Raw genomic sequence first — 23,162 nt, forward strand, 5'->3', positions numbered from 1 at the left:
ATGCCGTGCGCCGTGCGTCGCAGGGGATCGAGCGGGCACGATCGCGGTCCGAACGGGTGTCGGATGCTCAGCCCTCGAGCATCCGTTCGACGACCTGCGCGACGCCGTCCTCGTCGTTCGACGGAGCGACCTCGTCGGCTGCCCGCCGGGTCGCATCCACGGCGTTCGCGACCGCGACGCCGTGCCCGGCCCACTCGATCATCTCGAGATCGTTGAGGGCGTCGCCGAAGGCCAGCACCTCGTCGCGCCCCACACCCAGGTGCGCGCACACCTGCGCGAGGCCGGTCGCCTTCGTGACGCCCTGCGCCATCACCTCGACGAACGGCGCCCCGGACAGGGTCGCCTCGAAGCCTTCCAGCCCCAGCGACCGCAGGGCGGCGAAGATCTCGGAGACCGGCACGGACGGATGCCGGATCACGAGCTTCAGGCTCGGCGCGGCCAGCACATCGGCCAGTGGCACGCCGCCCATCGTCTCCGGGCGGCGCTTGTGGTCGCTGACGTCGGCGACGGCGGCGTAGCCCTCCTGCGCGACGAAGCCCTCCCCGGCGTCCCGCACGCTCGCGAACAGCAGATCCAGGATGATCGCCGTCAGCGCGTCGGCGAGGTCGCGCTGCACGGATGCCGGGATCTCCTCCGCGAACAGGTGCTCGCCGGTGGCCAGGTGCACCCCGTAGGCGCCGTTGCCGCACAGCGCCCAGTCGTCGAAACCGGCCTGCGCGGCGATGGGGCGCAGGCCGATCGGCTGGCGCGCGGTCACCGGGACGGTCACGATCCCGGCGTCCCTGGCGGCGTCCAGCGCGGCGCGGGTGCGCGGGGAGACCGTGCCCGCGCGGTTCAGCAGCGTGCCGTCGAGGTCGGTCGCGATGAGGCGGATGCCGGATGCGGGCGCGGGGCGCACCGGATGCCGAGGGTGCTCCGAATGATCGGGGCGTTCGGGGCGTTCCGGGCGCGCGGCGGTCATGCGAAGATCATCGGCAGGTCGTCGTCCTCGTCCGCGGAGTCGAGGGACAGATCGACGACCACCGGCACATGGTCGCTGGGCTGCTCGCCCTTGCGCTCGTCGCGGTGGATGGTCGCCCCGGTCACGGCATCCGCGAAGGGGCGGGAGCCGAGGATGAAGTCGATGCGGACTCCCTCATCGCGGGGGAACTTCAGCCGCTGATAGTCCCAGTACGTGAAACCGGTCGGGATGAGGGGGCGCACGACATCGCTGAGCCCGGCGGACTCCAGGGCGAAGAACGCCGCCCGCTCCTCGGGGGAGACGTGCGTGGAGCGGCCGACGACGATGTCGGGGTCGCCGTTGTCCTCATCGAAGGGGATGATGTTGAAATCGCCGACGAGGGCCAGGGGACGCTCCGGGTTCGCGGCGATCTCCGCTGCGGTGGCCGTGCGCAGCGCCCCCAGCCAGCGCAGCTTGTACGCCAGGTGCGGGTCGTCCAGCGCCCGGCCGTTGGGCACGTATAGGCTCCACACCCGCACCCCGCCGACGGTGGCGCCCAGCGCGCGTGCCTCCAGGGGGGCGTCGGGCCCGTCGTGGCCCTTCGCGAAGCCCGGCATCCCCTCGAACGCCGTGGTCACGTCGGTGATGGGCTCACGGCTCGCGATCGCCACGCCGTTCCACTGGTTGAGACCGTGCACCTCGACCTGGTATCCGGCCTCCTCGAACGGCGCGTAGGGGAACTGTTCGGGCTTGCACTTGATCTCCTGGAGGGCGAGCACGTCGATGTCCTCGCGCACGGCGAAGTCGACCGCACGCCCCACGCGCGCGCGGATGGAGTTGATGTTCCAGGTGGCCAGACGCATGCGTCCAGCCTATGCGGGGCGGCGGACATGGCTCATCTTCGCCTGCCGCCCCCGCCCCGTCGCCCTGCCGCCTCCTGCCCTGCCGCCCCGCCGCCCCGCTCTGCCCGCCGAGCCACCACTCAATCACCGAGCCACCATGCGGATGTCGCGGATTCGCGTGGTGGCTCGACGATTCCCTGGTGGGTCGGGGGAGGGGGTGCGGGTGGCCGGGCGCGGCGAGCTCAGCGGTCGGCGGGGTCGCCGGTGCCGATGAGGATGCCGCGGGCCAGCGTGTGGAAGTGCCGGTTGAACCCCAGCACCGCGGGCGTCGCGCCGATATCCAGATCCAGATGGTCGACGTCGAGCGCATCGACGACGAAGAAGTACCGGTGCACACCCGTGCCCGCCGGCGGTGCAGCCCCGATGTAGCGCTCCAGCCTCGCCTCGTTGGGCAGCACGGCGCTGCCCGCGGGCAGGCTCCTCGCCGTGCCGTCACCGGACTCCAGCTCGCGGGTGTCGGCGGGCAGGTCGTAGGCCGCCCAGTGCCAGTAGCCGGACCCGGTCGGGGCGTCCGGGTCGAAGCACGAGATCGCGAAGCTCAGCGTTCCGGCCGGCGGCTGCGACCACCGCAGGGCCGGATGCCGGTCCTCACCTCCGCGAGCGGACGCCCAGGCGAAGTCGGGCAGGGGCCCGCCCGCCGTGAAGTCAGGGCTGGTGAGCTCGAGCGGCGGCACGGGGCGCAGCTCGCCGAGAGCGGCATAGGGATCGTATGAGAACATGTCTGGCCTCCTCCGCCCACGGTAGCCGCGCGGACGCGGCACGGCCAGCCCCTCGATGCCGGGGCGTGAACCGCCCCGGAATACACTGGATGCCGTGACCGACCTCGCCGCTGACCGCCAGGCCCTGCTCGACCTCATCAAAGCCGAGGCGGTGTTCCACGGCGACTTCACGCTCTCCAGCGGCAAGAAGGCGACGTACTACGTCGACATGCGCAAGCTCACCCTCGATCACCGCGCGGCCCCCGCGATCGGGCGCATCATGCTCGACCTCATCAAGGAGCACGAGGTCTCCGCCGTCGGCGGGCTCACCCTCGGCGCCGACCCCATCGCGAACGCCGTGATGCACGCGTCGGTGGCGACCGAGCATCCGCTGGACGCCTTCGTCGTGCGCAAGGAGCCCAAGGACCACGGCCGCGGCCGCCAGGTGGAGGGTGCCGAGGTGGCCGGCAGGCGCGTGATCGTGCTGGAGGACACCTCCACGACGGGACAGTCCGCGCTCAAGGCCGTCGAGGCGCTGCGCCGCGAGGGCGCCGAGGTCATCGCCGTCGCCGTGATCGTCGATCGCAGGACCGGCGCGCAGGCCGCGATCGAGGCGGCCGGCCTGCAGTGGCTGGCGGCGTTCGACCTGGACGACCTGGGGCTCGACCCGCAGTAGCGGGTGCATCCGCCGGCGGCGGACGTATCAGCGTCGAGGGCCGTGCGGGCCCCGCGGCCCCCGCGGGCGATCGTCGTCATCCCAGGGGCCCTCGTACCACTCGCCCCTGTCGTCGCGCCGCGGCCGCTTGAGCAGCTGGAGCGTCAGCAGGGTCAGCGCCGACAGGCCGATGACGACCAGCACGAGGAAGAGCAGATCCTGCTGGGTCATCGGCATCCTTTCGCGACGCGTCAAGCCTAGACGGTGCCACCCTCCTGCGCTCGGGTTCTCGGGCTCCTGTTCGGGTGCCCGCGCGGTGATCGCGGGAACCACCGGGATCTCCGTGTTCCCCGGGATGCGCACGCGGATGACGGACGGGCACACTGGAGTGACCCGCGGTGTCCGCCGCGCCCCGAGCATCGGAGTTCGCATGTCCACGACCGTCCCCGACCCCGGCGTCCTGCGTGAGATCACGGGTCTCATGCTCCCCGGCGATCCCGGATACGAACAGGCGCGCACGCCGTGGAACCTCGCCGCCGTGCAGCATCCGGTCGCCGTCGCCGAGCCGACGACCGTCGCCGATGCCGCCCGCATCGTCACGGCGGTGACGGCGGCGGGATTCCGCATCGCGCCGCAGGCCAGCGGCCACGGTGCGATGCCACTGGCGGAGCGCGGGGTCGCGGATGCCGTGCTGCTGCGTCTGCACCGACTGACCGGCGTCGAGATCGACCCGCGGCGGCGGACGGCTCGCGTGCGCGGCGGCACCGTGTGGCGCGAGGTCATCGACGCGGCGTCCGAGCACGGGCTCGCCGCCCTGCACGGCAGCGCGGCGGACGTGTCGGTGTCGGGGTACGTGCTCGGCGGCGGCCTGTCGTTCTACGCGAGACAGCACGGGCTGGCAGCCCACCACGTGCGGGCGTTCGAGGTGATCACGGCGACGGGCGAGTTGGTGCGCGCGACCGCGCAGTCCCACCCCGACCTGTTCTGGGCGCTGCGCGGCGGATGCGGCGGACTCGGCGCCGTCGTCGAGATCGAGATGGACCTGCTGCCCGTCCCCGAGGTGCAGGCCGGGTTCCTGCTGTGGGACATGTCTCGGGCATCCGCGGTGCTGCCCGTCTGGCGGGACTGGACGAGGGGACTCGACCCCTGCGCGACCACCAGCCTGCGGCTCATGCACTTCCCGCCGATCCCGGACCTGCCGCCGTTCCTCAGCGGACGCTCCGTGCTCATCATCGACGGCGCGATCCTCGCCGACGACGCGCGGACCGCCGAGCTCCTGCGCCCGCTGCGGGAGCTGCAGCCCGAGCTGGACACGTTCGCACGGATGCCGGCGGCCGGTCTGGCCGAGGTGCACATGGATCCGCCGGAGCCCGCGCCGGCCGTCGGCGACCACGCGATGCTGGGCGCACTGGACGATGAGGCGCTCGCCGCGCTGCTGAGCGTCGCCGGGCAGGAGGCCGGCGACGTGCCGATGTTCGCCGAGCTGCGGCACCTGGGCGGAGCGCTCGCCGAACCGCGGCACGGCGCGCTGCGCGGCCTCGACGGGGAGTACGCCCTGTTCACCGTGGACATGGTGCCCGCGCCCGAGCTCATGCCCGCGGCGGTGGGGCGGGTGGCGAGGGTCGTGGAGGCGATGCGCGACTGGAGGCACGGAGCGCCCTACCTGGGTTTCGTCGACCGCGCCGTGCGGACCGCGGACGCGTTCGACGCGGAGACCATCGATCGTCTGGACCGGGTGCGGGCGGAGTACGACCCGCGGCGCGTCTGGGTGGCCGCGCATCCGCTGCCGGGCGCGCGGCGGGGCGGAGCGGATGCCGCCGCGGGCGACTGAGCGCATCCGGCGGGTGTGAGCGTGGTTGCGGCGACGTCGGCCGCCGGAGTCAGGCGCTCAGCCAGACGACGTCCGGCGCGCCGTCCGGCAGCGTCACCGGAGCGCCGTCCAGCAGCGCGCCCTCGGCGGCGACGGTCAGCATGCGCCCGACTCCGACGCCGAGCTCCTCCAGCGCCTGGAGGAGCTCGGCGTCACGGTCGCTCACCCGCAGCACGCGTCCCGTGTGCCCGGGGGCGGCGTCGGCGAGCAGTACGAACGGCTCACGATGCACCCGCCCGTCGGCATCCGGGATCGCGTCGCCGTGCGGGTCGAAGCGCGGCCGTCCCAGGCGCTCGTCGATACCCTCCAGCAGCCGGTCGCTGATGGTGTGCTCGAGCACCTCCGCCTCGTCGTGCACCTCGTGCCAGGCGTATCCGAACTCGCGCACCAGCCACGTCTCGATCAGCCGGTGCCTGCGCAGCATCCGCAGGGCGCGACCCTCACCGGCATCCGTCAGCCGCACCGCGCCGTACGGCTGGTGCGAGACGAGACCTGCGGCCGCGAGCTTCTTGACCATCTCGGTCACGCTGGACGGCGCGACCCCCAGCGCGGCGGCGAGCTGCGACGGGGTGATGGGAGCGTCCTGCCATTCGGTGTGCGCGTAGACGGTCTTCAGGTAGTCGTCGAACGCGGGGGAGCCCATCTCAGCCGCCCAGCGCGACGAGGACCGTGAACGCCGCGTTCCCGGCGAAGAACAGGATCGCGAACCCGGCCAGCGCCGCCAGCAGCGACAGCCTGCCGTCGTAGTCGTTGACGCCGCGGGAGCCGATGGTGCGGGCGCGGAAGGCGAAGAACAGCGTCATGGCGCCCAGCAGCAGCTGCACCCAGGGGCCACCGGCGGGCAGCAGGTGCGGCCAGGCGATGAGCACGACGCCGAGGGCGCCCGCGACCAGCGCGAACCAGGTGCTCAGCGTCATGGCGCGGCGTGCCTCGGAGTCGTCGCGATGCTTCTTGGCGGGCGCGGAGGGCATGGGTTCGAGCCTACCGGCCCACGTCGGGGCGCACCGTGTCCCGTGCCTCGGTCAGGGGCGGTGGGCGGTGATGATGATGGCGCCGAGGTTGTCGCGGTAGCGACGGAACACGTTCCAGATCTCGGTGAGCCTCGGCAGCACCGAGGGGTGGGCGAGTGAGCGGCCGAGGAAGGCCAGCGTCCCGCCCCAGCCCTCGTCCGAGAGGAAGGTGGGCACGTCCAGCAGCAGCATCCCCCCGGTCTCGACGGAGTCGATCGTGAAGCCGCCGTCCTCGAGCAGACGTCGCCACTCGGTCTCGGTCAACGGGCGCGCCCCCACGTGCAGCACCCGGGTGAGCGTGCGCTCGATGTCGGCCTTCGCCGCCTCCGGGAGGCCGTCGGGGGTCAGCAGCAGTTCGTGGATGCCGTATCTGCCGCCCGGGCGCAGCAGCCGAGCGGCCTCCGCCACCGTCGCCGTCTTCCGGGGTGCCGGCTCCAGGGTCAGCAGCGCTTCGCCGTACGCGACGGATGCCGAGGCGTCGGGCCTGCCCGTGCGGTGCGGCGGCGTGACGATGCACTCGTCGCCCTCGCGCATGACCGCGCGCACTCGGGCCGCCTCGGCGGGTCCGCGCTCCACGGCGAGGTAGCTGTGCGGCCCGCGCGCCAGCATCCGCTCGGTCGTCACCCCCAGACCCGGCCAGAAGTCCACGACGTCGTCGTCGGGGCCGATGCCCAGCGCGTCGATCATGCGCAGCGACAGCTGCAGACCGCCGGGGCGCATCACCTTCTTCCCCAGTCGGCCCAGCATCCAGTGCGCGGGCATCCGACTCAGCGCGACGTCCCCACCGAGTCGGGGAGTCGGGGAGACGGGCGCGGGGCGCGCAGCAGGAGCGTTCATAGGAGTAAGGGTAGCCTCACCTGACCAGCCGTGTCAGCCCCGATCCGCGCCGCTCTCCGCACCGGCCCGGTCAGGGGGCGGTGAGCACGAGGAGGACGAGGGCGGCGTTGAGGGCGATGAGCAGCGCCGCGGCAGCCGCGCCGAGGACGGTCGTCAGCAGTCGGTTGGTGTGGTCGCCCAGCGTGCGGCGCTGCGCGGTGAGGACGACCAGCGGCACGAGGGCGAAGGGGATGCCGAAGGACAGCACGACCTGGCTGAGCACCAGTGCGAGGGTGGGATCGACCCCTGCGGCGAGGATCACGAGGGCGGGGATCAGGGTCACCAGCCGTCGCACGATGAGGGGCACGCGGATCGTCAGCAGGCCGTGCATGATCTCCGCGCCCGCGTAGGCGCCCACCGACGTCGAGGCGAGACCGGACGCCAGCAGGCCCACCGCGAACAGCGTGCCGATCAGACCGCCCAGGCCCTCGGTGATGGCGGCGTGCGCGCCCTCGAGGGAGTCGGTGCCGGCCACGCCGTCGAGGTTCGCGGCGGCCAGCAGCAGGATCGCGAGGTTCACGGCGCCGGCGACGACCATCGCGATCGTCACGTCCCAGCGCGTGGCCGTGAGCAGGGTGCGGACGGAGGGCCGGTTCCGCCCCGCCGTCGGGAAGCGGTCGCGTGTGAGGGCGCTGTGCGCGTAGATGGCGTGCGGCATGATCGTCGCGCCGAGGATCGACGCCGCCAGCAGCACCGACCCGCTGTCGGTGAAACGCGGCAGCATCCCGCCGGCGATGCTCGCCGGGTCGGGAGGGGAGACGAACAGGCCCGTGATGAAGCCGGCGACGATCGTCGCCATCAGGCCGATGATGACGAACTCGAAGTGGCGCGGGCCTCGACGCGAGTGTACGGTCAGCAGGGCGATGGACACGGCGCCCGTGATCAGCCCGCCCACCGGCAGGGGGATGCCGAAGAGGAGGCTGAGGGCGACGGCGCCGCCGAGGACCTCGGCGATGTCGGTCGCCATGGCGACCAGCTCGGCCTGCAGCCAGTATGCACGGCGGGCCCAGCGGCTGCGGATGCGCCGGCCGAGCACCTCGGGCAGGCTCCGCCCCGTGACGATGCCGAGCTTGGCGGAAAGGTACTGCACGAGCCACGCCATCGCGTTGCCTGCGACCACCACCCACACCAGCAGGTAGCCGTAGCGCGCGCCCGCCGTCATGTTGCTGGCGACGTTGCCGGGGTCGAGGTAGGCGACTCCGGCGACGAGAGCCGGCCCCAGCAGCGACAGCCCGCGCAGCCTCGCGCGTGCGGTGGGCGTGCGGCGTCCGCCCGCCGCGACCACGGGCTCGGTCATACCTGGACTCTAGCGATTTTTCGGTGCACCTAAAAGTACGCACGGACGTCGCCTGCCGTGGCGCGGCTACGCTGGAGGGAATGGATGAGCACACGCCCGAGCGTGCGGCGGAGACGCCCGAGCGCACGACCCACGGGGTGGGGCCGTGGCAGGGCGAGTGGCCCGTCGATCCCCGCTACGACCCCGAACTGCTCGAGCGCGGCGACACGCGCAATGTGATCGACCGTTACCGGTACTGGCGGATGGAGGCCATCGTGGCCGACCTCGACACGCACCGGCATCCGTTCCACGTCGCCATCGAGAACTGGCAGCACGACATGAACATCGGCTCGATCGTGCGCAGCGCCAACGCGTTCCTCGCCGACACCGTGCACATCATCGGCCGCCGTCGCTGGAACAGGCGCGGGGCGATGGTGACCGATCGCTACCAGCACGTCGTGCACCATCCGGATGTCGAGGCCTTCGCCTCCTGGGCGACCGAGGCCGGCATTCCGATCATCGCGGTCGACAACGTCCCCGGAGCGACCCCGGTCGACGAGGCCGAGCTGCCCGAGCGGTGCGTGCTGCTGTTCGGGCAGGAGGGGCCGGGGATCTCACCGGAGGCGCTCGCCGTCGCGAGCGGGCACGTGGAGATCACGCAGTACGGCTCCACCCGCTCGATCAATGCGAGTGCGGCGGCAGCCGTCATCATGTACGAGTGGTGCCGACGGCACGCCTGACGGACGCCGGTGGCGGACCGTGACGGATGCCGACGGGCGGCCCCGGTAGATGCCGGTGGGCGGCTCAGTCGCGCTGGATGCCGAAGGTGTGCTTCATGAGTGCATTGATGTCGCCGTCGATGCGGTCCAGGCGCTGATGCACGCCCTGGATCTCCGTGCGGACCGAGCCGATCTCGGTCCTGATGATCCGCACGAACATCGTCGACATGAGCGTCAGCATGCCGAACAGCCCGGCGGCGAAGACGCCGATGAGCGTCCACACCTGCGGTTCTGTCATCGTGAGCACCTCTCCATCATCCCTCGTGCCCGTTCAGGATGCCAGCGGTCGCCGACGGCACGGTGGCGCGGGCCCGATCACGGTGGAGAACTCACGCAGAGCGCAGGATGTGCAGGGCGAACGTGCGCGATGCGGAAAAGGCACTAGTGATGAGACGCAGTATCACGTACACTGATCCGCAGTTTCATTCGGATTGGAGTCCGCCATGGCAGCCGAGTACCTTCCCCCGGTCGACGACTACCGCTTCCTGTTCCGCGAGATGTTCGGCCGCGACCTGGTCGCCCGCAGCACGGACGGCGCGTTCAGCGCAGACGACGCCACGGAGATCATCGCCGGGGCCGGCGAGTTCGCGGCATCCGTCCTCGCCCCGCTCGAGACCGTCGGCGACCGCGAGGGCGCGCGCCTCGACGACGGCCAGGTGCACCTGCCCGCAGGATTCGCCGAGGCCTATCAGGCCTTCGTCGACGCCGGCTGGGTCACCGCCGAGGCGCCGGAGTCCGCGGGCGGCGACGGTCTGCCCGCATCGATCCGCGCCGGGCTCGGCGAGATCTGGAACGCCTCCAACGCCGCGTTCGCGCTGTGCTGGCTGCTCACCGCCGGTCAGATCCATGCGCTGGACGCCGTCGCGTCCGATGAGATCCGGCAGACCTACCTGACCAAGCTCGTGTCCGGCCGCTGGACGGGCACCATGAACCTCACCGAGCCGGATGCCGGCACCGACCTCGGTGCGATCCGCACGATCGCGACCCCGCGCGCCGACGGATCGTGGGGCGTGAGTGGTCAGAAGATCTTCATCACGTGGGGCGACCACGACATCGCCGAGAACATCGTGCACCTCGTCCTCGCCCGCACGCCGGACGCGCCCGCGGGCGCGAAGGGCCTGTCGCTGTTCGTCGTGCCGAAGTTCCTGCCGGATGCGGCGGGCGAGCCGGGCGAGCGCAACGCCGTCGGACCCGTCGCGATCGAGCACAAGCTCGGCATCCACGGCAGCCCCACCTGCGTGATGGCCTACGACGATGCCACCGGCTACCTCGTCGGCGAGGTCGGCGGCGGGCTGGCCGGCATGTTCGTGATGATGAACTCGGCCCGCGCGGCCATGGGCTACCAGGCCACCGGCATCTCGGACCGCGCTTACCAGCAGGCCGTCGCCTACGCGGACGAGCGTCTGCAGGGGCCGGTGCTGGATCGGCCCGCGGGGACGCCGATCGCCGGCCACCCCGATGTGCGCCGGCTGCTGCTGTCGATGCAGAGCAGGCTGTTCGCGATGCGGGCGCTGGGCGTGCACCTCGGCGACCTGTTCGATCGCGCGGCGGTCGACGGCACGCAGGCGCTCGCGGAGTTCTTCGTGCCGATCCTGAAGGGCTGGACCACGGAGGACGCCGTCGCGCTCACCAGCGATGCGATCCAGGTGCACGGAGGGATGGGCTTCATCGAGGAGACCGGGATCGCCCAGCACTACCGCGACGCCCGGATCATGCCCATCTACGAGGGCACCACCGCCATCCAGTCCAACGACCTGATCGGCCGCAAGGTGGTCCGTGACGGCGGGGCGACGGCCGGGCGGCTCTTCGACGCGATCACGGAGACGATCACGACGCTGCGCGGTCTGGAGAACCCGGTGGCCACCCGCACGGCCGACCGGCTGGAGCGGGCTGTCGCCGCGGCGCGGACGGCGACGGCATCCGTGCTGGGGTTCGGACAGACCCGCGATGCGTACGGCGTGAGCGTGCCGTACCTCATGCTGCTGGGCACGCTGGCCGGCGGCTGGATGCACGCGCTGGCCGTCGTCGCCGTGCTCGCTCACGAGACGGCGGAGGAGACGGATGCCGCGCGGCTGGTCTCGGCGGACTTCTACGGCGCCCATCACCTGCCGCGTGTGCACATGCTCGCCGAGACGGTCGCGGCGGGCGAAGTCGTCTGAGTCTCCCGGATGGGGGCGGTCGGTCTCGGCCGTGAGGCCGACGGGGGAGCGGTCAGCCGATTCGGCCGGTGATCTCGAGGTCGGTGCCGGTCCTCACACGCAGGTCGTGGACGCGCAGCACGCGTTCGGCGGATGCCGGGGTCGGGGCGTCGTCGGGTGCGCTGTCCGGGGCATTCAGGTCGAGGCGCTCGCCCTCGACGGCGCGGATCCGGTGCCGCGCGAGGTGCAGGGCGATCGCAATGATCGGGTTGCCGCTGCGCAGGCGCACCTTCCTGACGGTGAGGACGCCGTCGCGGTCGGCGTGCACGACGGCCGTGCCGCGGACGGTGGCGCCGAAGATCTTCCAGCGGACGGATGCGAAACCCTTCAGGGTGACGTTCTGGCGCCGGTCCGCGTGGACGGACGCGTCGAGGCGGCGCAGCCGCACCCCCGACGGCTCCAGCAGGGGGCGGGCGATGTCGGCGAGGAGCGGGCCGATGTCGGCCAGTCGCATGCGGGCGGTGAAGGATCCCGTCGGGTGCGCGGGCAACGGGGAGTCCTCGACGCCGTATCGGGTCTCCGGCCTCTCGGGGTCGCGGGGCGCGGTGTGCTCGACCCAGTCGAAGGGCAGGTCCGCCACGGTCGCGTCGAGGTGGATGTCGTGGCCCTGCACGGTGACGGGCGCGGCCATGAGGCGGGCGAAGCGCAGCTTCCCCGAGGTGCGGGTGAGGATGTCGTCGGCCTGCGATGCGGCATCCGCGACGGCTGCGGCACCGGGACCACCGGCACCTGTGTTGCGGGCACCCGCGTCAGCGGCACCTGTGCCTGTCTCGGCGGGGTGCACGTCGATGCGGACTCCGGTCGCGTCGACGAGCACGTGCGTGAGCGTGGTGCCGTCGAGCTCCACGGCCGTGCGGATGCCGTCGAGACCCGTGACGCGCAGCTCGGTGTCGAGTGCGTTCAGCAGCTCGGATCGCAGTCGTCGCTCGACGGCGGCGGCGTCGCCGGGCCAGGCCTGGGAGGTCTGAGGCGGGGTGCCCGTGGCGGGGTCGTGCCGGGGGCTGCTCATGCGGCCACCATCGTCCATCGGTCGGTGCGCACTCGCCAGCCGAGGGTGGCGAGGCGGGCCAGCATGTAGACGCCGAAGAACGCGACGGCCAGCCACAGCAGGCCGAGCATCCCGTCGACGCCCGTGAGCGAGATGATCCACAGCGCGGGCAGGAAGGGCACGAGGTTCACGAGCCCGGCCAGCGCGAGGTAGCGGGTGTCGTTCGCGCCCATCAGCACGCCGTCGAGCACGAACACGACTCCGGCGACGGGCTGCGCGACGGCCAGCACGAGGAAGGCCGGCTGCACGAGTGCGGCGATGTCGGCATCCCCGGTGAAGACGATCCCCAGCAGGCCGGAGAGCGCGGCGATCGCGGCGCCGACGAGCACGCCGAACCACATGCCCCACGCCGTGGTGCGGCGCAGCACCCGGTGCACCTGAGCGAGGTCGTCGGCGCCGAGGCTCTTGCCGATGAGAGCCTGCGCGGCGATCGCGAGGGCGTCCAGAGCGAAGGCGGCGGTGGAGAAGATGGTGAAGACGATCTGCCAGCCGGCGAGCTCCTGCGTGCCGATGCCGGTGGCGACGCCGACGGTGATCAGCAGGGCCGCGCGCAGGCTGATGGTGCGCAGGAACAGCCACCAGCCGGATCGGGCGGTGCCGCGGAGGCCGGCGCGCTGTGCCTTCATTGATGCGCCGTGCCGGAGGGCGAGGCGGCGGATGACGACCACGTAGGCGGCGACCATGCCCCATTGCGCGGTGACGGTGCCGAACGCGGAGCCGGCGATGCCCCAGCCGAGCCCGTAGATGAAGAGCCAGTTCAGCAGGGCGTTGGCGCCGAAGCCGAGCCCGGCGATCCACAGCGGCGTCACGGTGTCCTGCATGCCGCGCAGCAGGCCGGTCGCGGCGAACACGATGAGCATGGCGGGCAGGCCCCACATCGAGATCATCAGGTAGGTGTGGGCCTGGGCGCCGACGGCGCCGGACGGGCCGAACATGGCGACGATCCACGGCGTGCTGACGGCTCCGATGATGGCGAGCACGGCGCCGAGACCGAGCGCGAACCACATGCCGTCGATTCCGACGGAGACGGCGTCGCCGGGTTCGCCGGCGCCGAACCGACGCGCGACGGCGGGGGTGGTGGAGTACGCGAGGAACACCATGAGTCCAACGATGGTCTGCAGCACGGCGCTGGCGATGCCGAGGCCGGCGAGGGGCGTGGCACCCAGGTGGCCGATCATCGCCGCGTCGAGGATGAGGAACAGCGGCTCGGCCACGAGCGCGCCGAGCGCCGGGACCGCGAGGTGAAGGATCTCGCGGTTCAGCGATGGGGCGGCGTCGGGTCCGGTGCCCGGTGGGGAGGAGGGATCGGATGCCACGCCCCCGAGCCTATGCGGTTCGGAGCTCGCGGGCCCACGCGGCCCGCTCCGGCGCCCTGCGGGCGCGCCCTCACGCGGCGATGTCATAGCGGGCCCGCCCGCCGAGGCGCGGGGTGCGTGAAGGATCGATGTTCGCAGGCGGAATGAACTGCACTCGCGCCCTGACGTTGACGCCCGTCCCCGTTCGTCGCGCGGCCATGCTCCCGGAAACTCGTTCCGTCCCGGCGCCGCTCACCGTCCCGGCGCCACTCACCGTCCCGGCGCCACTCACCGTCCCGCCACCACCCGGCGGATTCTCGATCCGGATCTCCCAGCCGTTGTCATGGATCCGATGGTGACAGGATTCGCACAGCAGGATCCCGTTGGACAGGTCGGTGGGCCCGGCATCCCGTCGCCACCAGCGCAGGTGATGCGCCTTGGCCATCTGGGGAGGGAGGCCGCACATCGCGCATCCGCCGTCCCTCTCCACGAGCGCCAGCCGTTGCGCCTTCGTGAACAGCCGCCGTTCGCGCCCCCAGTCGAGGATCTCCCCGGCGCTGTCGAGCACGCACGGGATCACGCCACCGGCCGCGGCCATCCGCCGCACCGCGGCGATGCTGATCGGCTGGTCGGCTCCGTCGATCGTGCCGTGCCCGATCCCGCTCTCCAGCGCATCGGCGTCGACGCGCACGACCACCGTGGCTCCGGCCAGCGGCGTGCGGGACTCGCAGCCGAGCACGTGCGTGCAGAACACGCTCAGCGCATCGGCCCGCATCATCGCGACGGTGCGCCTGTCGGCATCCGCCTCTTTCGCCTCTCCGGTGTCGACGGCGGCCTTTCGGGCCTGGAACTGCGCTGTGACGTATCCGTCGATCGCCGCCCTGATCGCCGCACCCTGCTCGATGGGCGTCACCAGGTTCAGATGCAGGTTCCCATCGCGTTCGAACAGGGTGAGAGAGCGCGCCGCGCGCCGCTCCTCCTCTCGAGCCTCCAGCTCGTCCTCCTCGAGGACGGCCTCGGCCTTCGTGATCAGCCTGCGCACGTCGTCGACGCTCGATCCGATCGCGCGCTCGACGAGCAGTCGCTCCACCTCGGCGACCTTCTCCGCAGGAGACCCCACCCGCGCGCGATCCAGGAAGGTGATGATGAGCCCCGCTGCCGCGGCACCCAGGGCTCCGTCGACCAGGGCGGATTGCGCAGCCGGATACCTCGCCGACACCGGCGCGCCGGTCGGATCCGTCTGCGGAGCCGTCCCCACGCCGGTGCGGACCAGCCGCGAGGCCTCACCCGTGGTCGTCCCCGCCGAAGCGGCGATCAGCTGGGCGGGATTCCGGTAGCCGTTCCTCTTCGCCAGCGACTCGGGCCCCAGCTCCGGCCGGGACTCCTCCGCGATCCGTGCGGCGATGGCCACCTGCAGCGCATCCACCTGTCTGCGCAGTGCGCCCAGGGCCGTGTTCACCGACACCAGCCCCGCTCCGCACAGGTCGGCCGCGGACCGAGCATCCGCCCACACCACATCGAGAGCCATCACGGCCTCGTGCAGTGGCGACAGTGCTTCCGACATGCCTCAATAGTACAAAAGTTCGAACATGAAGTCAAGAAAAAGGGGAACAAATATTCGAGAGTCGTTCAGCGCAGCGCTCTGCCCGCCGATCCCAGCTCCTCCGCGGCCCGCACCACGCGCGCCGCCATCGCGCCCTCTGCGGGCCTGCCCCAGCTGCGCGGGTCGTACGCCTTCTTGTCGCCGTACCCGCCGTCGATCTTGAGCACCCTGTTCCAGTTCGACATCATGTGCCCCGCGATCGAGCTCGTGAACGCATACTGCGTGTCGGTGTCGATGTTCATCTTCACGACGCCGTGCGAGATGGCATCCGAGATCTCCTGGGGACTCGACCCCGAACCGCCGTGAAACACGAGATCGAACGGACGGTCGCGTCCGGTCTCGGCGCCGATGGCGGACTGGATCTCACCCAGGATCTCGGGTCGCAGGTGCACGGATGCCGGGTTGTAGACCCCATGCACATTGCCGAACGTCAGTGCGGTGAGGTAGCGGCCGCGCTCGCCCGTGCCGAGGGCGGCGACGGTGGCACGGGCGTCGTCGACGGTCGAGTACAGCTCGTCGTTGATCTCGTGGGAGATGCCGTCCTCCTCGCCGCCGACGACGCCGACCTCGATCTCGAGGATCGTCCTGGCCTGCTCGCTCAGCTGCAGCAGCTCGTCGGCGATGCGCAGGTTCTCGTCGAGCGGCACGGCCGAGCCGTCCCACATGTGTGACTGGAACAGCGGATCCAGCCCGCGTGCGCGGCGCTGGATCGCGTCGTCGAGCAGCGGGCGCACCCAGTCGTCGAGGTGCTGCACGGGGCAGTGGTCGGTGTGCAGCGCGACGGTGATGCCGTACCGCTGCGCGACCTCGTGCGCGTACAGTGCGAGTGCCTTCGAGCCGATGGCTCTGTCCTGCACGCTCGTGCCGGAGAGGTAGAGCGCGGTGCCGAGGGAGACCTGGATGATGCCGTCGCTCTCCGCCTCCGCGAAGCCCTGCAGGGCGGCGTTGAGCGTCTGCGAGCTCGTCACGTTGATGGCGGGCAGGGCGAAGCCACGGTTCTTCGCGTTGTCGATCATGGCCGCGTAGGTCTCAGGCGTGGCGATGGGCATGACGTTCCTCTCGATCAGGGACAGCCGCACGAGGTGCGTCGGTGGAATGAGGTGTCGACGATGCGCTGCTCGAAGGGCGATCGGTCGCCCTCGATGCGCCGCATGAGCAGGTCGACGGCCTCGCGCCCCATCCGTTCGACGTTCTGCGCGATGGCGGTGAGTCCGGGGCTGAACAGGTCGCTCCACTCGAAGTCGTCGTAGCAGACGAGGGCGATGTCATCGGGGATGCGCAGGCCGAACTCCGAGATCGCCCGCATCGCCCCGATGGTCATGGCGTTGTTCAGGGTCAGCAGCGCGGTCGGCGGCTCGTCCAGGCTCAGCAGCTGCTCGACGGCCGCGCGCGCGTGATCCCGGTTCGACTCTCCGGCGATGATCAGTCGGGGGTCGGCCTCGATGCCGTGCGCGGCCAGGGCGTCCAGGTATCCCGCGCGGCGCTCCGTGGTCGAGTCGAGGCCCGCCAGACCGACGATCGCGCCGATCCGCCGGTGGCCGTGCTCGATGAGGTGGGAGGTGAGCATCTCCGTCGACGCGCGGTTCTCGGGCGTGACCTGGTCGCAGGCGATGTCGGCCGAGCGGTCGATGAGCACCAGTGGCGTGTCGCTTCCTGTGACGGCTGTGGCGGCCTGGTCGGCGAAGCCGGCGGAGGGCGCGACGATCAGCCCATCGACGCTGCGCCCGAGGAACGAGTCGATGACGAGCCGCTCGCGGGTGGCCTCGTCGTGGCTGTCGCCGAGCAGCAGGATGTAGCCCTCCGCGGAGATGCGGCGCTCTATCGCGTGCAGCAGCGGCCCGAAGTACTGGTTCGTCACCCCGGAGATGACGACGCCGATGGCGTGGGATCGGCCGCCCGCCAGTGTGCGCGCGGCGGCGTTGCGCCGGTACCCGAGGTCGCGGACGGCCTGCTCGACGCGCGCACGGGTGCTGTCGTTGACCGGGCGGGTGTTGTTGAGCACGTGCGAGACCGTGCTCAGGGAGACGCCGGCGCGCGTCGCCACCTCACTCATCGTCACCACGGCGGGCTGCCCTTCTGCGGATGCTGGCAATGACACGCTCACGCTAACACTTCGGGGCATCTTTGCGAAAGCGCTTGCGCAAGCGCTTTCGTGTTTGTATCGTGACCGTGGGTGCAGTAGCCCGGCCAAGAGAGATCGAAGGAGTTCTCATGAATCGCAGGTTTTCCAAGCGGATGCTGGTGATCGCGACCGCATTCGCCGCCACAGCGGTGCTGATGGGCACCACAGCATGCAGTTCCAGCGCCCCCGAGCAGTCGTCGTCATCGGGCGGCTCGGGCGACACCGTCAAGATCGGGCTGGTGACCAAGACCGACTCGAACCCGTTCTTCGTGAAGATGCGCGAGTCGGCGCAGGAGTCGGCCAAGGAGAACGGCGCCGAGCTGATCGCCCTCGCCGGCGCGTTCGACGGAGACAACGAAGGCCAGGTCGCGGCGATCGAGAACCTCGTCAGCCAGGGCGTGGACGGCATCATGATCACGCCCAACTCGTCCTCCGGCATTCTCGCCGCCATCAAGAAGGCCCGCGACCAGGGCATCCTCGTCGTCGCGCTCGACACCGCCACCGACCCGGAGGACGCCGTCGACGCCACCTTCGCGACGGACAACCTCGCCGCCGGGGTGGCGCAGGGCAAGTGGGTCAAGGCCGCGCTGGGCGACAAGGCGCCCAAGCTGCTGATGCTCGACGGGACGCCCGGCGGCACGGTCGACACCTTCCGGCACGACGGCTTCCTGCAGGGCATGGGGCTCAGCGAGGACTCGCCCGAGGTACTCGGCATGGAGAACACCAACGGCGACCAGACCAAGGCGCAGACCGCGATGGAGAACCTGCTCCAGCGCGTGCCGGACGCCAACTCGCTGTACACGATCAACGAGCCCGCCGCGGCCGGCGGCTACGCGGCCATCAAGGCGGCGGGCAAGCAGGATCAGATCGTCATCGGCTCCATCGACGGGTCCTGCACGGGCGTCGAGAACGTGAAGAACGGCGTCATCGGGGCGACGGTCATGCAGTTCCCGACGAAGATGGCCGACGAGGGCGTCAAGGCCATCGTCGCGTTCGCGAAGGACGGCACGAAGCCGAAGGCCGGCTTCAACGACACCGGATCGGTGCTGATCACGGACAAGCCGATGTCGGGCCTGGACTCCGAGGACACCGCCTGGGGCGCGGAGAACTGCTGGGGCTGAGCAGGTCTGCGGCGCGGGCGGGGCTGCGGTGTTCGCAACCCCGCCCGTCGGCCGGCACCCGCTCGGCCCGCCCTCCGGCCGGAACCCGCGTCCGCCAGAACCCGCCCACCCGCACCGCATCCATGAGAGAACCGTGGAGATGAGAGAACAACGATGAGCACTCCGACCATGGCGACCCAGTCGCAGAACCCACCCCCTCCCGCATCCCTCGTGCGTCGCGCGACGTCGTCGATCGTGCGCGCACCGCTGTTCGGCGCGAGCGTCGCCCTGATCGTGGCGATCATCGCGTTCGGTATCATCTCCCCGCGGTTCCTCGCGCCGGGAAACATCTCGCTGATCCTGCAGCAGTCCGTCGTCATCGGCATCCTCGCCGTCGCCCAGACGCTCATCATCCTCACCGCCGGCATCGACCTCTCGATCGGCGCCATCGCCGTGCTGGGCACGGTCGTGATGGCGCAGACGGCGGGCGCGGTGGGGCCGGTGTCGGCGATCCTGCTGACGCTGATCGTGTGCGTGGCCCTCGGCTCCCTCAACGGCGGGCTGTCCACACTGCTGCACCTGCCGCCCTTCATCGTCACGCTGGGCACGTTCACGGCGATCGTGGCGGCCACCCACCTGTACGCCGGCTCTCAGACCTTCCAGGTCAGCGATCCGCTGCTGACGTTCCTGGGCACCACGTTCCGGATCGGCGACTTCGTGACCACCTACGGCGTGGTCGCCATGCTCCTCGTCTATCTGGTGGTCGGCTACGCCCTCACCCAGACGGCGTGGGGCAGGCACGTGTACGCCGTCGGCGGCAACCCGGCGGCGGCGAAGCTCTCCGGCGTCCGCAGCGACTGGGTGACGTTCTCGGTGTACTTCTTCTCGGGCGTGATCGCGCTCATCGCGGCGTGGGCGGCGCTCGGCCGCATCCCGAACGCCGATCCCAACGCCTACCAGAACGCGAACCTCGAGACCATCACGGCCGTCGTCATCGGCGGGACGAGCCTCTTCGGCGGCCGTGGCGGCGTGCTCGGCACCCTCATCGGAACGCTCATCGTCGGCGTGCTGCGCAACGGGCTCACGCTCGCCGGCGTCGACAACCTGTACCAGAACATCGCGACGGGCGTCCTGGTCATCGCGGCAGTCGCCGTCGATCAGATCATGCGCCGGCGCACGGCTCGATAGCGGCGAGGAGAGACGGATATGACTGTGAACGAGCAGGCGGCCACGAGGACGATGGCGCTGCAGGCGCGCGGCCTCGTCAAGCGCTACGGCAGCGTGACGGCCATCAACGGAGCCGACTTCGACCTTCGAGAGGGTGAGGTGCTCGCCGTCATCGGTGACAACGGCGCGGGCAAGTCGAGCCTCATCAAGGCGCTGGCGGGGGCGGTCAGCCCGGATGCCGGTGAGCTCCGGATGCACGGCGAGGTGGTGCACTTCCGCAGCACCGGCGACGCCCGCGCGCACGGGATCGAGACGGTCTATCAGGACCTCGCGGTCATCCCGGCGCTGGACATCGCCTCGAATCTGTACCTGGGCAGGGAGGTCCGCCGCAGGGGCTTCATGGGGACGGTGCTGCGCCGACTCGACATGCCCGCCATGCGTGCGGAGGCCGCCAAGCACCTCAGCGAGCTGAAGATCGGCATCAAGTCCGTGAACCAGGCCGTCGAGACGCTGTCCGGCGGTCAGCGCCAGGGCGTCGCCGTCTCGCGGGCGGCCGCATTCGGTCATGGGGTGATCATCATGGACGAGCCGACGGCGGCGCTGGGCGTGCGCGAGTCCGGGCAGGTGATCGAGCTGATCAAGTCGATCAGGGAGCGGGGCATCCCCGTCGTGCTCATCAGCCACGACATGCCGCATGTCTTCGAGGTGGCGGACCGCATCCACGTGCACCGGCTCGGGCGCCGGGCGGCGGTCGTCGACCCGAAGCAGCGCACGATGTCGGAGGTCGTCGCGCTGATGACCGGCGCCGAGCGGCCGAGCGAGATCGAGGCGGCGGGAGGTGAATGAGCCGCGTCCGCGCGGCGTGTTCGCCGGGCTCGCGACGCTCGACGTCGTGCATCGGGTCACCGCGCCGCCCGCCGTCAACGAGAAGATCACCGCGACCGCCCAGTTCGTGGCATCCGGTGGCCCGGCGGCGAACGCCGCCGTGACGTTCGCCGCGCTGGGCGGCGACGCGACTCTGGTGACGGCGCTGGGGCGGTCTCCCGTGGCGCAGACGATCATCGACGAGCTGCGCGGGGTGGGTGTGGCGGTCATCGACGTGCATCCGGGTTTCGACGGCGGAGCCCCGGTGTCGTCCGTGATCGTCACCGAGTCCAGCGGCGACCGCGCGGTGGTCGGCGGAGACGCGGTGGGGATGCGCACGCCGGCGCCGGATGCCGAGGTCGTGCGCACGGTGATCGACGGGGCGGATGCCGTGCTCGTCGACGGACATCATCCCGACGTCTCGGTGAGCGTGGCTCGTGCGGCGCGGCAGGCCGGCATCCGGGTGATCGTGGACGCCGGTCGGTGGAAGCCGGCGATGGCCGAGGTGATCCCCGTGGCGTCGGACGTGGTGGCATCCGCCGACTTCCGCGTGCCCGACTCGCCGAGCTCGGCGGACACCGCGTCGCGGCTGATCGGCGAGGGCGCGCCGGTCGTCGTCGTGACGGACGGTCCGAACCCGATCAGGTGGTGGCGCGGCGGGCGGTCCGGCGTCATCGAGACGGAACCGGTGGCCGCCGTGGATACGCTGGCTGCTGGTGACGTGTTCCACGGCGCGTACGCGTTCGCCGCGGCCAGAGGTCTGCCGCTGGAGGCGGGCATCGCCTTCGCGGCGGAGGTCGCGGCGGTGCGCTGCACGATGGTGGGGCCGCGGTCGTGGCTGTCGGCGATCGCCGAGGTCCCGTTGGTGCGAGGAGTCGAGTGAACACTGTGCAGGGGGTCGAGCTGTCGTTCGCTCAGCTCGTCGAGAGGGCGGCCGCATTGGCGGGGCGCGGGCGGCGCGCGCTGCTGGGGATCACGGGCGCGCCCGGGGCGGGAAAGTCGACTCTCGCCGAGCGGCTGGTCGCCGAGCTCGGCGAGGAGACGGCCGTGTTCGTCCCCATGGACGGCTTCCATCTCGCCAACCGCGAGCTGGTGCTGCTGGACAGGCTGGATCGCAAGGGCGCGCATGACACGTTCGACGGCTGGGGGTATGCGGCGCTGCTGCGCAGGCTGCGTGACCAGCGGATGCGGGCGGAGCGCGGCGACGAGGGGATCATCTACGCCCCGCAGTTCCGCCGCGACCTGGAGGAGCCGGTCGGCTCCGCCATCCCGGTGCGCCCGGAGGTGCCGCTGGTCGTGACCGAGGGGAACTACCTGCTCCTCGACGGCGCGGCGTGGACGCACGCGCGGGAGACGATCGACGAGGTGTGGTTCCTCGCCCCGGACGAGGGGCAGCGCCTCGCGCAGCTGATCGCACGGCACGTGCGGTTCGGGCGCTCGCCGGAGGAGGCGAGGGCGCGCTCGCTCGGCAGCGATCAGCGCAATGCGGAGCTCATCAGCGCGACGGCGGGGCGCGCGGATCTGGTGATCACGCTGACCGATCGCCTGCCCTGACAGTCCGGAGCGTCTCCCGGGTCGTGCCAGGGGATCTGGGCCGGATTACGCTGTCGGTACCGGAGGTGAGTCGATGTCGGATGCGATGAACAGGGCCGCGCGGTACCGCGCGCAGCGCGACGCGGGGGAGGACGCTGCCGACAGTCCTGCGGGCGAGCCGCCGATGGTGCTCAACGCGCGCAACAAGGCCGACTTCGTCGAGACGGCCATCCAGGTGGCGATCCGTCGTGGCGAGTTCGATGACCTGCCCGGGGCGGGCAAACCCATCGAGGGTCTGGGGACCACGCACGACCCCGACTGGTGGATCCGCCGCAAGATCGAGAGCGAGAACCTCTCCGGGCTGGGCCCGCCGGCGCTCATGCTGCGCGTCGAAGACCGGGGGCTGGATGCCGACCTCGATGGGCTCGGCCGGGAGGAGGACGTCCGCGAGGTCGTCGAGGATTTCAACCGTCGGGTGATCGAGGCGCGCCGCCAGCTGCTGGGTGGGCCGCCGGTGGTCACGCGGCCCCGCGACGTCGACGCGGAGGTGCGCGCGTGGCGGATGCGGCGGGAGGCCGCGCGTGCCGCTGCGGAGCGCGAGACGGATGCCGTGGAGCACCCGGATGCGGGGCAGCGGCGTCTACGCGGATGGTGGCTGCGCGGGCGCCGCCGACCCGCCGAATGAGTGCGCTCCCAGGGCGGAATCGGTTACGCGCGTAGCCGTCGGGGTGTGCTGCCGCTGGACGCCGGATGACCGTCTGGGAACAAAATGCAACCCGGGGTTGCGAACGAGCGCGTTTTGAGGCCGTTCTTATGCGCAGGTGCCGTTTAACACTGGGATGGCGGCGGCACTGACTCTGGGGACCGGGACTGTCATTTGGGGCAGGCGCTACTGGGGCGCGCCGGGTGCAGAGCTTCCCCCTACCGTCATCCCGGGAAGTGACACATCATGCTGAAGGCATACGCGAAGGCCCAGGCTTTCATCAACTCGCTCCGCTCCGAGGAGGAGGGCGCGACCGCCGTCGAGTACGGCCTCATCGTGTCTCTGATCGCTGTCGCGATCATCGCTGCGGTGACGACGATCGGCTTTAACCTCGATGCGATCTTCGACTTCGTCGGATCAAAGCTGACCGTTCCGACCGAGTGATCGCAGTCGGACTTGTGAGGTGATGGATCGGGAGACCCCGGTCCATCACCTCACGGGGTCTGCACTTGGCACTTTAGAC

At 71.1% G+C, this 23,162-nt stretch carries 25 protein-coding genes; 11 read left to right on the top strand and 14 right to left on the bottom strand.

The window, feature by feature from the left end:
- Positions 1-67: 67 nt before the first annotated feature.
- From ABD770_RS07075 to ABD770_RS07085, 3 genes are all read right to left on the bottom strand, one after another.
- Complete coding sequence (locus ABD770_RS07075; protein WP_344818826.1) at positions 68-961, bottom strand: Cof-type HAD-IIB family hydrolase; 894 nt, start codon at positions 959-961, stop codon at positions 68-70.
- Complete coding sequence (locus ABD770_RS07080; RefSeq protein ID WP_344818827.1) at positions 958-1,803, bottom strand: exodeoxyribonuclease III; 846 nt, start codon at positions 1,801-1,803, stop codon at positions 958-960. Before ABD770_RS07080 ends, ABD770_RS07075 begins: the two co-directional genes overlap by 4 nt.
- Before the next feature lie 221 nt (positions 1,804-2,024).
- Complete coding sequence (locus ABD770_RS07085) at positions 2,025-2,561, bottom strand: YbhB/YbcL family Raf kinase inhibitor-like protein (RefSeq protein WP_344818828.1); 537 nt, start codon at positions 2,559-2,561, stop codon at positions 2,025-2,027.
- 55 nt (positions 2,562-2,616) lie between these two features.
- On the opposite strand from ABD770_RS07085, the gene pyrE reads away from it, so the two are divergent.
- Positions 2,617-3,216: an orotate phosphoribosyltransferase gene (gene pyrE / locus ABD770_RS07090; RefSeq protein WP_344818829.1), complete on the top strand. Its 600-nt coding sequence runs from the start codon at positions 2,617-2,619 to the stop codon at positions 3,214-3,216.
- 27 nt (positions 3,217-3,243) lie between these two features.
- Here pyrE and ABD770_RS07095 read toward each other — a convergent pair whose 3' ends face one another.
- Positions 3,244-3,426, bottom strand: a complete 183-nt coding sequence (locus ABD770_RS07095; protein ID WP_344818830.1) for a hypothetical protein — start codon at positions 3,424-3,426, stop codon at positions 3,244-3,246.
- A gap of 199 nt (positions 3,427-3,625) precedes the next feature.
- On the opposite strand from ABD770_RS07095, the gene ABD770_RS07100 reads away from it, so the two are divergent.
- Positions 3,626-5,026 (top strand): FAD-binding oxidoreductase, encoded by a 1,401-nt coding sequence (locus tag ABD770_RS07100; protein WP_344818831.1) that lies wholly within the window; start codon positions 3,626-3,628, stop codon positions 5,024-5,026.
- A gap of 49 nt (positions 5,027-5,075) precedes the next feature.
- Here ABD770_RS07100 and ABD770_RS07105 read toward each other — a convergent pair whose 3' ends face one another.
- The 4 genes from ABD770_RS07105 to ABD770_RS07120 form a co-directional block, all read right to left on the bottom strand.
- Complete coding sequence (locus ABD770_RS07105; protein WP_344818832.1) at positions 5,076-5,708, bottom strand: metal-dependent transcriptional regulator; 633 nt, start codon at positions 5,706-5,708, stop codon at positions 5,076-5,078.
- 1 nt (position 5,709) lies between these two features.
- The gene (locus tag ABD770_RS07110; RefSeq protein ID WP_344818833.1) at positions 5,710-6,036 is read right to left on the bottom strand and encodes a hypothetical protein; all 327 of its coding nucleotides are present in this window, start codon (positions 6,034-6,036) and stop codon (positions 5,710-5,712) included.
- A gap of 51 nt (positions 6,037-6,087) precedes the next feature.
- Positions 6,088-6,912 (bottom strand): class I SAM-dependent methyltransferase, encoded by an 825-nt coding sequence (locus ABD770_RS07115; protein ID WP_344818834.1) that lies wholly within the window; start codon positions 6,910-6,912, stop codon positions 6,088-6,090.
- A gap of 70 nt (positions 6,913-6,982) precedes the next feature.
- The gene (locus ABD770_RS07120; RefSeq protein ID WP_344818835.1) at positions 6,983-8,248 is read right to left on the bottom strand and encodes an Nramp family divalent metal transporter; all 1,266 of its coding nucleotides are present in this window, start codon (positions 8,246-8,248) and stop codon (positions 6,983-6,985) included.
- Positions 8,249-8,328: 80 nt separating this feature from the next.
- Between ABD770_RS07120 and ABD770_RS07125 the strand changes: the two genes are divergently transcribed.
- Positions 8,329-8,967, top strand: a complete 639-nt coding sequence (locus tag ABD770_RS07125) for a TrmH family RNA methyltransferase (protein WP_344818836.1) — start codon at positions 8,329-8,331, stop codon at positions 8,965-8,967.
- A gap of 64 nt (positions 8,968-9,031) precedes the next feature.
- On the opposite strand, the gene ABD770_RS07130 is transcribed toward ABD770_RS07125, so the two are convergent.
- Positions 9,032-9,244: a hypothetical protein gene (locus ABD770_RS07130; RefSeq protein ID WP_344818837.1), complete on the bottom strand. Its 213-nt coding sequence runs from the start codon at positions 9,242-9,244 to the stop codon at positions 9,032-9,034.
- 205 nt (positions 9,245-9,449) lie between these two features.
- Between ABD770_RS07130 and ABD770_RS07135 the strand changes: the two genes are divergently transcribed.
- The gene (locus ABD770_RS07135; RefSeq protein WP_344818838.1) at positions 9,450-11,165 is read left to right on the top strand and encodes an acyl-CoA dehydrogenase family protein; all 1,716 of its coding nucleotides are present in this window, start codon (positions 9,450-9,452) and stop codon (positions 11,163-11,165) included.
- 52 nt (positions 11,166-11,217) lie between these two features.
- Here the strand turns inward: ABD770_RS07135 and ABD770_RS07140 are convergent, their stop codons facing one another.
- The 5 genes from ABD770_RS07140 to ABD770_RS07160 all read right to left on the bottom strand — a co-directional run bounded on the left by ABD770_RS07140 (position 11,218) and on the right by ABD770_RS07160 (position 17,242).
- Positions 11,218-12,213, bottom strand: coding sequence for a hypothetical protein (locus ABD770_RS07140; RefSeq protein WP_344818839.1), 996 nt, complete (start codon positions 12,211-12,213; stop codon positions 11,218-11,220).
- Positions 12,210-13,568 (bottom strand): MATE family efflux transporter, encoded by a 1,359-nt coding sequence (locus ABD770_RS07145; protein WP_344818840.1) that lies wholly within the window; start codon positions 13,566-13,568, stop codon positions 12,210-12,212. Before ABD770_RS07145 ends, ABD770_RS07140 begins: the two co-directional genes overlap by 4 nt.
- Before the next feature lie 70 nt (positions 13,569-13,638).
- Positions 13,639-15,111, bottom strand: a complete 1,473-nt coding sequence (locus tag ABD770_RS07150) for a DUF222 domain-containing protein (RefSeq protein WP_344818841.1) — start codon at positions 15,109-15,111, stop codon at positions 13,639-13,641.
- 65 nt (positions 15,112-15,176) lie between these two features.
- A complete protein-coding gene (gene fbaA / locus ABD770_RS07155) occupies positions 15,177-16,199 on the bottom strand; it encodes a class II fructose-bisphosphate aldolase (RefSeq protein ID WP_344818842.1) in 1,023 nt (340 codons plus the stop codon).
- A gap of 14 nt (positions 16,200-16,213) precedes the next feature.
- A complete protein-coding gene (locus tag ABD770_RS07160; protein ID WP_344818844.1) occupies positions 16,214-17,242 on the bottom strand; it encodes a LacI family DNA-binding transcriptional regulator in 1,029 nt (342 codons plus the stop codon).
- A 119-nt stretch (positions 17,243-17,361) separates the two neighbouring features.
- On the opposite strand from ABD770_RS07160, the gene ABD770_RS07165 reads away from it, so the two are divergent.
- From ABD770_RS07165 to ABD770_RS07195, 7 genes are all read left to right on the top strand, one after another.
- Complete coding sequence (locus ABD770_RS07165) at positions 17,362-18,393, top strand: substrate-binding domain-containing protein (protein WP_344818845.1); 1,032 nt, start codon at positions 17,362-17,364, stop codon at positions 18,391-18,393.
- 153 nt (positions 18,394-18,546) lie between these two features.
- The gene (locus ABD770_RS07170) at positions 18,547-19,560 is read left to right on the top strand and encodes an ABC transporter permease (RefSeq protein WP_344818846.1); all 1,014 of its coding nucleotides are present in this window, start codon (positions 18,547-18,549) and stop codon (positions 19,558-19,560) included.
- An 18-nt stretch (positions 19,561-19,578) separates the two neighbouring features.
- Positions 19,579-20,385 (top strand): ATP-binding cassette domain-containing protein, encoded by an 807-nt coding sequence (locus ABD770_RS07175; protein ID WP_344818847.1) that lies wholly within the window; start codon positions 19,579-19,581, stop codon positions 20,383-20,385.
- Positions 20,378-21,286 (top strand): PfkB family carbohydrate kinase, encoded by a 909-nt coding sequence (locus ABD770_RS07180; protein WP_344818848.1) that lies wholly within the window; start codon positions 20,378-20,380, stop codon positions 21,284-21,286. The genes ABD770_RS07175 and ABD770_RS07180 overlap by 8 nt, the downstream gene beginning before the upstream one ends.
- A complete protein-coding gene (locus ABD770_RS07185; RefSeq protein WP_344818849.1) occupies positions 21,283-21,957 on the top strand; it encodes a nucleoside/nucleotide kinase family protein in 675 nt (224 codons plus the stop codon). Before ABD770_RS07180 ends, ABD770_RS07185 begins: the two co-directional genes overlap by 4 nt.
- 73 nt (positions 21,958-22,030) lie before the next feature.
- Positions 22,031-22,621 (top strand): DnaJ family domain-containing protein, encoded by a 591-nt coding sequence (locus tag ABD770_RS07190; RefSeq protein ID WP_344818850.1) that lies wholly within the window; start codon positions 22,031-22,033, stop codon positions 22,619-22,621.
- A 264-nt stretch (positions 22,622-22,885) separates the two neighbouring features.
- The gene (locus ABD770_RS07195) at positions 22,886-23,083 is read left to right on the top strand and encodes a Flp family type IVb pilin (protein WP_344818851.1); all 198 of its coding nucleotides are present in this window, start codon (positions 22,886-22,888) and stop codon (positions 23,081-23,083) included.
- Positions 23,084-23,162: the final 79 nt, after the last annotated feature.

This window comes from Microbacterium soli (genome assembly GCF_039539005.1).
GTDB classification, from domain to species: domain Bacteria; phylum Actinomycetota; class Actinomycetes; order Actinomycetales; family Microbacteriaceae; genus Microbacterium; species Microbacterium soli.